This is a genomic window from Pantoea sp. Taur, assembly GCF_009830025.1.
Classification (GTDB): Bacteria; Pseudomonadota; Gammaproteobacteria; order Enterobacterales; family Enterobacteriaceae; genus Pantoea; species Pantoea communis.
This window is the reverse complement of sequence record NZ_SZZZ01000009.1, coordinates 162336-175097: the sequence shown is the minus strand read 5'-3', so window position 1 is coordinate 175097 and position 12762 is coordinate 162336. Positions and strand designations below refer to the sequence as shown.

The following is a 12762-nucleotide window of genomic DNA, read 5'->3' as shown; positions in this document are numbered from 1 at the left end:
CTCCGTTTTCCAGGCAAAAAAGCAGCATAGCGACTGTTGAGTGAGAATCAATCAGTTATCCCCTGTTCAACCCCACTCCAGAAGATTCAACGCCATGCGGCTGTGATTGCCAGGTGAAAACGGCTAAACTTCAGCATCTGAGGTTCCACCATTCACAGACCAGAGGCTCATTACAACGTGGCTCAATTCGTCTATAGCATGCATCGCGTCGGCAAAGTGGTTCCGCCGAAGCGTCACATTCTGAAGAACATCTCTCTTAGCTTCTTCCCTGGCGCCAAAATCGGTGTACTCGGCCTGAACGGCGCGGGTAAATCCACCCTGCTGCGCATCATGGCCGGTATTGATACCGATATCGAAGGGGAAGCACGCCCACAACCGGGCATTAAAGTCGGCTATCTGCCGCAGGAACCCAAACTCAATCCAGAGCACACCGTGCGTGAATCTGTGGAAGAGGCGGTTTCTGAAGTGGTTGGTGCGCTGAAGCGTCTCGACGAAGTGTACGCACTGTATGCCGATCCTGATGCCGATTTCGATAAACTGGCTGCCGAACAAGGTCGTCTGGAAGAAGTGATTCAGGCGCACGATGGCCATAACCTCGACACCCAGCTGAACCGTGCTGCTGATGCGATGCGTCTGCCAGACTGGGATGCCAAAATTGGCAACCTGTCCGGTGGTGAGCGCCGCCGCGTCGCGCTGTGCCGCCTGCTGCTGGAAAAGCCAGACATGCTGCTGCTCGACGAACCGACCAACCACCTGGATGCAGAATCCGTGGCCTGGCTGGAACGTTTCCTGCACGACTTTGAAGGCACCGTGGTGGCGATCACGCACGACCGTTACTTCCTCGATAACGTTGCAGGCTGGATTCTGGAGCTGGACCGCGGTGAAGGTATTCCGTGGGAAGGTAACTACTCTTCCTGGCTGGAGCAGAAAGATCAGCGCCTGGCGCAGGAAGCTTCTTCTGAAGCGGCGCGTCGTAAGTCGATTGAAAAAGAGCTGGAGTGGGTACGTCAGGGCGCGAAAGGCCGTCAGTCTAAGGGCAAAGCCCGTCTGGCGCGTTTCGAAGAGCTGAACAACACCGAATACCAGAAACGTAACGAAACCAACGAATTGTTCATTCCACCAGGTGCGCGCCTCGGCGACAAAGTACTGGAAGTGACCAACCTGAGCAAATCGTATGGCGATCGCGTACTGATCGACGATCTGACCTTCTCGGTGCCGAAAGGCGCGATTGTCGGCATCATCGGCCCGAACGGTGCCGGTAAATCGACCCTGTTCCGCATGATGTCCGGTCAGGAACAGCCCGATTCTGGCACCATCGAGCTGGGCGAAACCGTCAAGCTGGCGTCTGTGGACCAGTTCCGTGACGCGATGGACAATTCGAAAACCGTGTTTGAAGAAGTGTCAGGTGGTCAGGACATTATGCGCGTTGGCAACGTTGAGATGCCAAGCCGTGCCTATGTCGGCCGCTTCAACTTCAAAGGCACCGATCAGGGCAAACGCGTTGGCGAACTGTCCGGTGGTGAGCGTGGTCGTCTGCACCTCGCGAAACTGCTGCAGGTTGGCGGCAACCTGTTGCTGCTCGATGAACCGACCAACGACCTGGACATCGAAACCCTGCGCGCGCTGGAAAACGCCCTGCTGGAGTTCCCAGGCTGTGCCATGGTGATCTCGCATGACCGTTGGTTCCTCGACCGTATCGCCACCCACATCATCGATTATCAGGATGAGGGCAAGGTGGAGTTCTTCGAAGGTAACTTTACCGAGTACGAAGAGTACAAGAAACGCACCCTCGGCGCTGACGCGCTGGAGCCGAAGCGTATCAAGTACAAGCGTATGGCGAAGTAATTGTTATGATGTGAAAAAGGCGCCGATTGGCGCCTTTTTTATTGCTGGAGGGTTAGGCCCCCAGCATCTGCTTCACCAGTTCAACGCAGCGCAGGAAGCGCGTGTCGTAGTCATCCTCTTTGACATGGACGAAGTCGATATTGTTTTCACGCAACATGGTCACCAGCATCGACTGAAACTCGCGACGATCCATTGAGCTGCCCAGGCTGCGCAAACCGTCAGCCACCCACGGCACATTGTTCTCCAGCAAGATCACCAGATCGAAACGGTACTCATCGATCAGCGCCTGCACAAACGGATGCTCGCGCCCTTCATACTTGAGGCAAAACGCCTGCGTGGTGACAAAATCGGTGTCGATAAACGCCACTTTGCTAGCGTATTTCACCGCGAAATCAATGTACTGCGCCTGCCCTAAGGCAATCTTGTCATAGTCTGAATACTGCAGCGCCATCTCATCGCCACCGAGGTGCGAGAAGACATAATCGCGGCCATATTCCCACGCGCTGGTGGTGTTGAAGATATTTGCCAGCTTGTTGACCAGCGTTGATTTGCCGCTGGATTCACCGCCAAGGATCGCCACGGTGCGCACAAAGAACGGCTTCACTTCAGTGGGAATATATTCCCAGTAGCGGAACGGGTCCTGGCGAATCTGCCCACCGCTAATGTTCATAAAGGATCGATTGGGATCGATCACCACCGTCGAAATACCGAGATGCTGTTGATACATCGCCGCATCCGGCTCTTCGCTGGTGTAAATGCAATCCGGCTCAATACCCTGCTCGGAGAGGAATTTTTTCACCCCTTCGCTCCACACATCCCAGCCGTGCGGATAGGGTTCGATCCCCTCTTCATCAAACGAGTGGATGCGGATGTTCTTCTGGTACTTGAAGGTCTGTAACAACCAGCGCAGGCGATCGCTGACGGTCGGCTGCTGCGACATGGCGCTGTTTTCAAACAGCTCGCGATCGCGCGGATCGTCATGGCCCATGATGATGTGCAGCTCATCCACCTGGCTGCAGGCGCGCTGGATCAGATAGATGTGGCCGGTGTGCAGCGGGTAGAACTTACCGAACACCACGCCAACGGTTTTGTCACGACGGGGGAATTCCAGCCCAAGAAATCTATGCAGTGCTTCCAGCTTTTGCGCGCTGGGGCTTTTGATTTTGGCATTCAGCAACTGGCTCAAGTAGCCTTTGGTCATCCCGCTGGCATCTGCAACCTGCTGCAGCGTATGGCCCTGCTGGCGTATGGCGGTTTTCAGGTAGTCGAACGATGACATTTGGTGCCTCCTGCATGGGAAAGAATGGGATGGGGTATGCGCTGGCCCTCACCCCGGCCCTCTCCAGTTTACGTGAGAGGGAAAAGTCTGTGCGGTACGTTTATCAAGATGCGCATGAATGCGCACGCTACAGTGACGGTGAAAGGCAGGGGCGGCAGGTATGCCACCCGGCGAAATTACAGCTCGTCTAATATCGCCAGCGCATCCGCCAGCTTCTTCGCGCTATACACCTTCATGCCTTCAATCGCTTTCTTCGGTGCATTGCCCGCCGGCACAATCGCGCGTTTGAAACCGTGCTTGGCCGCTTCGGATATGCGCTCCTGACCACTTGGCACCGGACGTATCTCGCCCGCCAGCCCCACTTCGCCGAAGATCACCAGATCCTGCGGCAGCGGACGATCGCGCAAGCTTGATACCATTGCCAGCAGCAGCGCAAGGTCAGCACTGGTTTCGGTGACTTTCACACCGCCGACCACGTTGACGAACACATCCTGATCCGCCATCTGCAAACCACCGTGGCGATGCAGCACTGCCAGCAAAATCGCCAGACGGTTTTGCTCCAGGCCAACAGCGACACGACGCGGGTTGCCCATCATCGAGTGATCTACCAGCGCCTGAATCTCCACCAGCAGCGGACGCGAGCCTTCCCACACCACCATCACCGAACTGCCAGAGGTGACTTCATCTCCACGTGACAGGAAAATGGCGGATGGATTGCTGATTTCACGCATGCCCTGCTCGGTCATGGCGAACACGCCCAATTCGTTCACCGCACCGAAGCGGTTTTTATGACTGCGCAGCGTGCGGAAACGGGAATCGGCATCGCCATCCAGCATCACTGAACAGTCGATGCAGTGCTCCAGCACTTTTGGCCCGGCCAGCGAGCCATCTTTGGTCACGTGGCCGACCATCACAATCGCGACGCCGCGTGTTTTAGCGAAGCGCGTCAGGTAAGCGGCAGTTTCACGCACCTGCGCTACGCTCCCGGGCGAAGACTGGATATCCGCCATGTGCATCACCTGGATGGAGTCGATAACCATCAGTTTCGGCTGCTCCTGCTCGGCGATCAGACAGATCTGCTCGATGCTGGTTTCCGACAACATATTCAGATTTTCAGTGGGCAATCCCAGACGATGGGCGCGCATCGCGACCTGTTGCAGTGACTCTTCGCCAGTGACGTACAGGGTTTTCATCCCTTCGGACAGCTTGCACATCACCTGCAACAGCAGCGTCGATTTACCGGCTCCCGGATTACCCCCGATCAAAATCGCACTGCCTGGCACTACGCCGCCCCCCAACACGCGATCAAACTCTTTGAAGCTGGTGGAGAAACGCGGCACGGCTTCGAGGCTGATCTCGGACAGCTTCTGCACCCGACTGGGTCCTGCGCTGCCGGCATAGCCACTCAGGCGCTCATTACGCGCTGCCGCAGGCGAGGCGGCAATACGCACCTCGGTGATGGTGTTCCACGCGTTGCAGGCACTGCATTGCCCCTGCCAGCGTGGATAATCTGCGCCACACTCGTTACAAACGAAGGCGCGTTTTGCCGCTTTGGCCAAATCAAATCCTCAGTTAACGCTCTTCGTGAATCAGGCTGCCGGTCAGGATGCAGAACACCCCCATCAGATCGGCATGACGGATAATGATCGACGCCTGCTCATTCACTTTTGGTTTAGCATGGTAAGCGATACCCAATCCCGCCGCCTTGATCATCGGCAGATCGTTGGCGCCATCGCCAATCGCAACCGTTTGTTCTGGCGCGATTTCATGACGTTCAGCGAGATTCTTTAGGGTATCGGCTTTAAATTGGGCATCAACAATCTGCCCCAGCACTTCGCCCGTCAGCTTGCCATCGCGCATTTCTAGCTCATTGGCGACAGCCGCAGCCAGATGCAATGTCTGACGCAGATGGTCGGCGTAGTAAGTGAAGCCACCGGAGGCAATCGCCACCTGCCAGCCCAGCGCCTGCAGTTTATGTACCAGCGTGGTCAGGCCAGGCATCAGAGGCAGCGTATCACGCACCTGCTTAAGGATGTTGGCATCAGCGCCTGCCAGTTTTGCCACGCGCTCACGCAGACTGGCTTTGAAGTCCAGCTCACCGCGCATCGCGCGTTCGGTGACTTCTGACACCTGCTCGCCGCAGCCCGCCAGTTTGGCGATCTCATCGATGCATTCGATCTGAATCGCGGTGGAATCCATATCCATCACCAGCAATCCTGGGGTTTTCAGATGCGGGATCTTGCCAAGCGGCGCCACATCAAATCCCACATCGTGCGCCAGTTTGGTCGCACGGGGCGTCAGCGAACCGGCCAGACGAACCACCTGATACTCATCGACATTCCAGGCACTAACGATCACCATCGCCGCACCCAGCAGATGCTGATAATCGGTCAGTTTTTGTTTATCGAGTCCGCGCCCATACAGCAACCAGCCAGTTCGACCGGCACGGTAATCCAGCGGCATCACTTCATCACCGCTGAGAGAGAGGGGTAGACCCGGCCAGAGTGAAACATCGGCGGGCAGATCGCACCAGGTAAGACGATTTGGCATTACAGCTCCTGTAGGGACAACAAAACCACGCAAGAGGCTACCTTGTCTGCGCGGGTTCTGGCAACATAATTGCCAGCCTTTCTGCTGTTACGTCACACGGGTTTCTGATGGTTAAAACCGCACTGAAATTTCGCCTGCATCGCACGGTGATTGTTCTTATCTCGCTGGCCCTGTTAGTGGTGCTGATGCAAGGGGCATCCTGGTTCAGTCTCGGCCACCAAATGGCACGCTCTGAGCAGGTGGAAGAACTCGCGCATACGCTGACGCGCCAGGTGGCATTTAGCCTCAAACCGCTGATGGACAACAGCGACGATAACCGCACGCAAATCGAAGCCATTCTTAATCAGATGACCGACAACAGCCGCATTCTGGATGCCTCGGTGTATGCCGACGACGGCAGTCTGGTGGCGCACAGCGGCGAAAGCATTAACGTGCGCGATCGTCTGGCGCTGGATGGTAAACGTGCCGGCAGCTACTTCAACCACCAAATCGTGCAGCCGCTGGAAGGCAAAGAGGGGCCGCAAGGTTTCTTGCGCGTGACGCTGGACACCCACGTGCTGGTCACTGAATCGCGCCAGGTGGACAACACCACCAACATCTTGCGCTTGATGATGCTGCTGGCGCTGGCGATTGGCATCATCCTGACCCGCACCCTGCTGCGCGACCGCCGCACCCGCTGGCAGCAATCACCATTCCTGCTTACCGCCAGTCGCGCGGTAAAAGAGGATAAGGAACGAGAGGAAGAAGAAGCGGCCACCAACTCAGAGAATGAAAAAAGCCTTTAAGCCATTTTGCGGATGGTCTCATCCAGCGTATCCAACTGCTGCCATGCTTGCGTGGCGATACGCTGGAAGTTGGCGCTGAACGTTTCGTCATCCGCAATCGCCTGCCAGTAGGTTTTCGCCATAGTGCTGGCAGCACGCCACACCTCACCTGGTAATGAAAAATCCAGCGTTAATGACAGTTCATCACGCATATGCCCCTGCGCGTTCGGTGCCAGTGCCATAGGCAGCATGTCGTAGGCTGGCGTCAGACTGAATTTTTCCTGGTCGGTGAAGAAAGACAAATTCCCTGCGTGCATATCACTGTTACCAATCAGGCGACCAAATGCCCATTGCAAGGTGCCACGCTGTAGGGTGACATCATCAATGCGCTGCTGATGGTGCAGTTCACGCAGCGCGGCAGGCCAGTGTTGTTGATGACCAACAAACTCTGCGCTGACGGCCTCAAGTGAACTCATCTCACGTCGACCACGCTCACCGATGCGATCAAAACGCTGCACTTCGAGAAATAACTGCTCTGCACCTTCAATCAACTGGCTCTGCGCCGCGGCCACGCCTGTCGCATGCAAATGCTTTAATGCCAGATGTTCCGCACGTAGCAAATCGCGCCAGCGCTGCGCATTATCACTGTGGCGCGCCACAGTGAATTTCACCAGACAGTGACGATCGCCATTGGCTGTCGCGGCATAACAGAGGAATTTAGGTTGCTCGCCCCCCGCTGATGACCCGGGCTCATCCCCACTCAGCGCATGATGTGCTCGCTGCGGATACGTTAACGTTTTCTCTTTTTCGCTGATGGCGTGCGGTGCTTCCTGCTCTAACCAACGCTGATAGGTGCGTTCACCGATGATGAACGCGCCCGGCATATCGACACCACCGCTTGCCAACGCCATTAAGCACTGATCATCGCTCCACAGGCGAATGTCATCATTCAATCCCAATGGGTTGGCATTCTCTCTCCCCCACTGACGACCGATAAAGCCTTGCGGGCGCATATCCTGTAAAAACCACGGCAGCCCTTCGAAAAAGTGGCCTCGGCCCTGCTCATCCTGATGCAGGCAACTGCCCTGCGGCCAGGTGGGTAACAAAGCACCCGCGGGCTGCGCCTGGCCTTGTGCAGAAATGCGATGCAGTGGGAAGCGATCTTCGCCGCGAATCGGACGGAGCAAAGCATAACGCGTCGCACGGGCTCTGCCCCATTTCACGATTTGTGGCTGTTGTCGTAATTGCCGCGACAACGTCGCCTGACTAATGCCAGAGCGTTGCAGTAAATCGGCTGCACTGAGCGGTCCCGCTAGCAGCAAACTTTGCAGATCGGCCATTGTCGTTCACCCTATCAGCGTCTGATGAATAGATTCGTGAATAGATTTATGCATAGATTTTATCATAAAAAAAGCCCGCACAGCGGGCTTCTTCGAATCATCACAACGTTAACGGTGAATAGATACTTTTAGCGTTGTGTCAGCAATGCCTGCAGCTCAGCCAGCGTCTTCACCTGCCAGGTCGGTTTGATATGTTCCGGCAGCGGACGCGTGCCGTGATCGATCCAGCAGGTTTTTAGCCCGGCATTCATCCCGCCCAGAATGTCAGACTCAGGTGTATCACCGACCATCAACACCCGGCTGCGATCCGGGTTGCCAAGCAACGCCAGCGTGTGGTCGAAAATCGCCACATCCGGCTTCGGTACGCCGACCTGCTCAGAAATCACCAGCTCATCAAAGAACTCGCGGAATCCGGTACGTTCCAGACGTGCCTGCTGCAAAGCGGTGAAGCCGTTGGTAATGATGGCGATCTTCACCTTTCCCTTCAGCGCATTGAGCAACTCAGCAGCACCGTCGAGAGGCAGGCAAATATCTGCCATCGCACTGAGGAAATCGCTGTTCAGCACTTCAGGCGCGACGCTGAGTTTCTCACCCCACAAGGTGAAACGACGTGTTTGCAGCTGCAAGGCTGAAATAGTGCCGTTTTGATAATCGACCCACAGCGGTTTGTTGATCGCCTGATAATCGGCGTAATCCTGATCGCTGAAGTGCACGTCATAGCTGGCAAACATGCGCTGTAAACCGGCGTAAGCGTCAAAATGAAAAAGTGTGTCATCCGCATCAAACAGGATGCAGTCCCAGTCGTTTAACATAGTGTCCCTTTTTAGAGAGTGAGCGCCATGATAATGGCATCTTCACGGCCGTTGGCGGTGGGATAGTAGTTGGGGCGTACGCTGACCTGATGGAAATCCAGTTGCTCATACAGGGCAATCGCCGGGTGATTCGAGGCTCGCACCTCTAGCCACAGCGTCATCACATCGCGCTTTTCCAGCTCAGCAATCAAATGTTGCAGCAGCTGGCGCGCATAGCCACGACGCTGAAAATCGGGATCGACCGCAATGTTGAACAGCGAGGCTTCATCCAGCACCACTTGCGTAAAGGCGAACCCTGCCAGTTTACCCTCGGCTTCCAGACGATAATTCACAAAACGTTCGCCCTGATTGCTGGCAAACGTCTGCTCGCTCCACGGAAAAGCGTGGCTGCGACGTTCAATAGCCAGCAGCTGCGGCTGGTCTTCAGGGGTGACTAAAGAGATGACTGTCATGGTTACACATCTGTTGCCACAGGGCGCGTTTTGCCGCGCCGCTGCTGATTAATTCGTTGAAAACGGCGGTGGAAAAGATGATGCCGTTAAAGGTGTATTCGCTCTCGACGCCCAGCAACCAACCGGCACAATCCACCTGCTCAGGCAGCATCGGCAGCTGTTCCGGCGTCAGCGTCATCACCTGCGAAGGCTGAATATTCAGGGCATGCAGGACATCGCGAATTAAGGGTTCCTGCAGCGCGGGAGCATGTTCCGCTACCATCACCAGGCGGGTATCCGGGGCCAGCGTCACGGCAATTTCGCCCTGCAGCACGCGCGGACGCCGCAATTGATACTGCGTAATCCCCATTTGCTGTAGAAGCCAGTCGCGCCTTGTGCTCATGCTATTACCCGTTATGCTGCCAGAATGCGACGCTATGCTAGCAAACCCATCGAACATGCGCCAACAAAGCACTATAATCCCCGCTCTGATTTAACAGGAGCGTTCCATGTCTGCTTTTACCCCGGCCAGCGAAGTCATTCTGCGCCACAGTGATGAATTTACCGCCCGCCATGTTTTGTTTGCTGGCGACCTGCAGGATGACCTGCCCGCCCAGCTGGAAACCGCATCAACGCGCGTGCACACCCAGCAGTACCATCACAGGCAGAACCTGAGCCGTCGCCTCGGTGAACGTGCGGTTTACAGCATGGTGGCCACTGCCGCCGATGTTGAAGGCTGCGATACGCTGGTTTACTTCTGGACGAAGAACAAACCGGAAGCGCAGTTTCAGCTGCAAAATCTGCTGTCACTGATGCCGGTCGGCTGCGATATCTTTGTGGTCGGTGAAAACCGCAGCGGCGTGCGTAGTGCAGAAGGTATGCTGGAAGAGTGGGCGAAACTGGAAAAAGTCGACAGCGCGCGTCGTTGCGGTCTCTATCATGGTCGTCTGGATACACAGCCAACCTTTGATGCCAGCAGCTACGGCAATAGTTACATGATCGAGCACCTCACCATCCACACGCTGCCGGGTGTATTCAGCCGCGATGGTCTGGATATCGGTAGCGATCTGCTGCTCTCCACGCTGGAGCCGCACTTCCGTGGCAAAGTGCTGGATATCGGCTGTGGCAGCGGCGTGCTGGCCACCGTGATGGCACAAATCTCCCCGCGCATCCGTTTGTGGCTGTGTGATGTACACGCCGCAGCGATTGAAGCCAGTAAACTGACGCTGGCCGCCAACGAACTGGAAGGTGAAGTGTTCGCCAGTAACGTTTTCTCGGATGTCACCGGCCGCTTCGATATGATCATCTCCAACCCACCGTTCCATGATGGCCTGCAAACCAGCCTTGATGCGGCCAACACGCTGATTCGTGGTGCGCTGAAGCATCTGAACAGCGGTGGTGAACTGCGTATTGTCGCCAACGCCTTCCTGCCTTATCCGCAGATTCTGGATGAGACCTTCGGCAACCACGAAGTGCTGGCGCAGACTGGACGCTTTAAGGTGTACCGTGCCGTCTACGGACGCGGCGCCAAAGCGCGTAAATAACGCATTTTGCGCTTCCCGACGGTGAAAATGTTGTTTTTTGCAGCAATCGTTTCATCGTCGTGAAATATGTATTGACGCAAAGAGTAAAATCTCTAGAATGCGCCTCCGTGGTTAGCAATACTTTAGAGTGTTGCAGTGTACGCGACGGTGGCGGAATTGGTAGACGCGCTAGCTTCAGGTGTTAGTGTCCTTACGGACGTGAGGGTTCAAGTCCCTCCCCTCGCACCAATAATCACAAAGTTTATATCATAGCACTGAGCGATGGTGGCGGAATTGGTAGACGCGCTAGCTTCAGGTGTTAGTGTTCTTACGGACGTGAGGGTTCAAGTCCCTCCCTTCGCACCAATGCGATGGTATAAACAAGACAAGTAAAGACAACACAATGCGATGGTGGCGGAATTGGTAGACGCGCTAGCTTCAGGTGTTAGTGTTCTTACGGACGTGAGGGTTCAAGTCCCTCCCTTCGCACCACGTTGTCTGAATTGCCTGCCCCTTCTGGTAGTAAAATCCCCATTTGAATCAAAAAAAAATATCACGCACTGAGCGTGATGTTGTCGTTTCTGTCATCCTGAAAGCAGGATCAGATGATATGGAAATTCACGGTGACCGCCGCCGCCCCGCCCGCCAATGCCAGGCAAGAAGGCAGCAGCAGATAGTGACGCAGACGATGATGGAACAACATCACTACCGTCAGCAACAGTGCCACAATCATCACCACGCGCCACTGGCTGAAACTTGGCTCCCACAGCGCAAAAATCGGTAAAGCCGCACAGGGCAACAAGACTCCCCAACCGCTGTCTAGCCGCTTACCCATCATCCAGCTCACGCCCCATAAGCCGCAGGCAGCCATCATCGCCATGATCATCGCGCAACCCTCAAATGATAAATATTCGTATTATCATATGACAATATTTCTCATCTTGCAGCGAATTTTTTATCGAGGGATGCGTTGGATGACAGATTTACTGGAAAATGCTAAATTGCCGCCGATAACTATTTCGATAACACGTCAATAACGTGCTCACTATCCGATTTGCGGGAGTATTTCCCACGGGTAGCGCTTTGATATTTCAGGGCTGTGAAGAGTAATAATAATGAAATTACAATCTTATGATGAGTTGAAACACAGCAAATATCGGCTTTCGCTGATGCTCTTTTTGTTTTTAAATGTCGCCGTTTCGCTTTTTTGCCTGTTACCTTTTTTAGGCACAGATAGCCCGGTAAGCTCGCTGCCAGTAGGCATTGTCGCGGCTTTCAGCCTGACATTACTGACCGTTTGTCTGATGATGCCAAAACGGAAATTACCGCTATTAAATCCTGTTGCCATGATATTAGGTGCACTGTGGGCGTGGCACATTAACCACAGGTATCATCAGGTTTTTTATTTTGATGGCAGCTTTTTAATAATCAGCTTGTTAAGCGTATTTTTTGTCAGTGCCATTGCGCTCAGTGATTATTTGATCGCATTTTGTTTACACATTACGCCCCCCGTATTAACCGTATTGTTATTAGATGATGGTCAGCATTTAATGATGATCATTTTTACGATCACGCTGCCGTTGATTGGTTTCTCGCTGCATCATTTAATGCGCCGCCGTTTTGATACTTTTACCCGACGACTGGTTAGCCAGCTGTATGAGGAAAAAGAGAGTTTTAGCGATTTGAGTATGCTGGATCCGCTCACTGGTTTGTATAACCGCCGTGGCCTGAAAAATCGCCTCGACACCATCCTGGAAAACCACGCGGGCAGTCATTACGTACTGCTGCTGGATATTGACCACTTCAAAGCCTACAACGACAACTACGGTCATGCGATGGGCGATCAGGCGCTGGCGCGGGTGTCGGTTGCCATTCGTGATGCCGTGCGTTCACGCGATGTGGTAACACGGTATGGCGGTGAAGAGTTTCTGGTGCTGATGACCAACGTTAACGCATCGATTGCGATGAAGCTGGCGGAGCGCATTCGTCAGTACGTAGTGGACCTCGAAATCCCGCATCGCTTTAATGAAAAGGTCTCCACTCATGTCACCATCAGTGCCGGGATCGCGCCTATTTTTGGCGATGAGTTTGACCAGGCGGTGGCAAATGCTGACCGCGCATTATACGTCGCGAAAAATCAGGGGCGTAACACCATACTCGCCTGGGAAGATTTGCCGAGGCTGACGCAAGTCAGTAATGACCTGATGTAACCGGTAGA

Annotated in this window: 12 protein-coding genes and 3 tRNA genes; 7 read left to right on the top strand and 8 right to left on the bottom strand. The window is 54.7% G+C overall.

Going from position 1 to position 12762, the window contains the following annotated elements; all coding sequences use genetic code 11:
• Nucleotides 1-177 precede the first annotated feature (177 nt).
• A complete protein-coding gene (ettA, locus tag FD744_RS14385; RefSeq protein WP_072017012.1) occupies nucleotides 178-1845 on the top strand; it encodes an energy-dependent translational throttle protein EttA in 1668 nt (555 codons plus the stop codon).
• 52 nt (nucleotides 1846-1897) lie between these two features.
• On the opposite strand, the gene nadR is transcribed toward ettA, so the two are convergent.
• From nadR to serB, 3 genes are all read right to left on the bottom strand, one after another.
• Entirely contained in the window at nucleotides 1898-3124 is a 1227-nt protein-coding gene (gene nadR / locus FD744_RS14380; protein WP_034826244.1) for a multifunctional transcriptional regulator/nicotinamide-nucleotide adenylyltransferase/ribosylnicotinamide kinase NadR, read from the bottom strand.
• Nucleotides 3125-3300: 176 nt separating this feature from the next.
• Nucleotides 3301-4683, bottom strand: a complete 1383-nt coding sequence (gene radA, locus FD744_RS14375; RefSeq protein WP_160868548.1) for a DNA repair protein RadA — start codon at nucleotides 4681-4683, stop codon at nucleotides 3301-3303.
• Between the two features lie 13 nt (nucleotides 4684-4696).
• The gene (gene serB / locus FD744_RS14370; RefSeq protein WP_034826251.1) at nucleotides 4697-5674 is read right to left on the bottom strand and encodes a phosphoserine phosphatase; all 978 of its coding nucleotides are present in this window, start codon (nucleotides 5672-5674) and stop codon (nucleotides 4697-4699) included.
• 107 nt (nucleotides 5675-5781) lie between these two features.
• Here serB and FD744_RS14365 point away from each other — a divergent pair, with 107 nt between their 5' ends.
• Nucleotides 5782-6459, top strand: a complete 678-nt coding sequence (locus FD744_RS14365) for a YtjB family periplasmic protein (RefSeq protein ID WP_097118295.1) — start codon at nucleotides 5782-5784, stop codon at nucleotides 6457-6459.
• Here the strand turns inward: FD744_RS14365 and yjjJ are convergent.
• From yjjJ to FD744_RS14345, 4 genes are all read right to left on the bottom strand, one after another.
• Nucleotides 6456-7778, bottom strand: a complete 1323-nt coding sequence (gene yjjJ, locus FD744_RS14360; protein WP_160868547.1) for a type II toxin-antitoxin system HipA family toxin YjjJ — start codon at nucleotides 7776-7778, stop codon at nucleotides 6456-6458. The genes FD744_RS14365 and yjjJ overlap by 4 nt on opposite strands.
• A 128-nt stretch (nucleotides 7779-7906) precedes the next feature.
• A complete protein-coding gene (gene yjjG, locus FD744_RS14355; protein ID WP_045832842.1) occupies nucleotides 7907-8590 on the bottom strand; it encodes a pyrimidine 5'-nucleotidase in 684 nt (227 codons plus the stop codon).
• An 11-nt stretch (nucleotides 8591-8601) separates the two neighbouring features.
• Entirely contained in the window at nucleotides 8602-9042 is a 441-nt protein-coding gene (gene rimI, locus FD744_RS14350; protein ID WP_160868546.1) for a ribosomal protein S18-alanine N-acetyltransferase, read from the bottom strand.
• Nucleotides 9014-9424: a DNA polymerase III subunit psi gene (locus FD744_RS14345; RefSeq protein WP_160868545.1), complete on the bottom strand. Its 411-nt coding sequence runs from the start codon at nucleotides 9422-9424 to the stop codon at nucleotides 9014-9016. Before FD744_RS14345 ends, rimI begins: the two co-directional genes overlap by 29 nt.
• Before the next feature lie 106 nt (nucleotides 9425-9530).
• Here FD744_RS14345 and rsmC point away from each other — a divergent pair, with 106 nt between their 5' ends.
• From rsmC to FD744_RS14325, 4 genes are all read left to right on the top strand, one after another.
• Nucleotides 9531-10565: a 16S rRNA (guanine(1207)-N(2))-methyltransferase RsmC gene (gene rsmC / locus FD744_RS14340; protein ID WP_160868544.1), complete on the top strand. Its 1035-nt coding sequence runs from the start codon at nucleotides 9531-9533 to the stop codon at nucleotides 10563-10565.
• A gap of 141 nt (nucleotides 10566-10706) precedes the next feature.
• Nucleotides 10707-10793: transfer RNA gene (locus tag FD744_RS14335), tRNA-Leu, on the top strand.
• A gap of 30 nt (nucleotides 10794-10823) precedes the next feature.
• Nucleotides 10824-10910 (top strand) — tRNA-Leu (locus FD744_RS14330).
• Between the two features lie 39 nt (nucleotides 10911-10949).
• A tRNA-Leu gene (locus FD744_RS14325) sits at nucleotides 10950-11036 on the top strand.
• Between the two features lie 109 nt (nucleotides 11037-11145).
• On the opposite strand, the gene FD744_RS14320 is transcribed toward FD744_RS14325, so the two are convergent.
• A complete protein-coding gene (locus FD744_RS14320; protein WP_034826266.1) occupies nucleotides 11146-11430 on the bottom strand; it encodes a DUF1435 domain-containing protein in 285 nt (94 codons plus the stop codon).
• A gap of 229 nt (nucleotides 11431-11659) precedes the next feature.
• Between FD744_RS14320 and FD744_RS14315 the strand changes: the two genes are divergently transcribed.
• Nucleotides 11660-12754: a diguanylate cyclase gene (locus FD744_RS14315; protein ID WP_034826268.1), complete on the top strand. Its 1095-nt coding sequence runs from the start codon at nucleotides 11660-11662 to the stop codon at nucleotides 12752-12754.
• Nucleotides 12755-12762 lie beyond the last annotated feature (8 nt).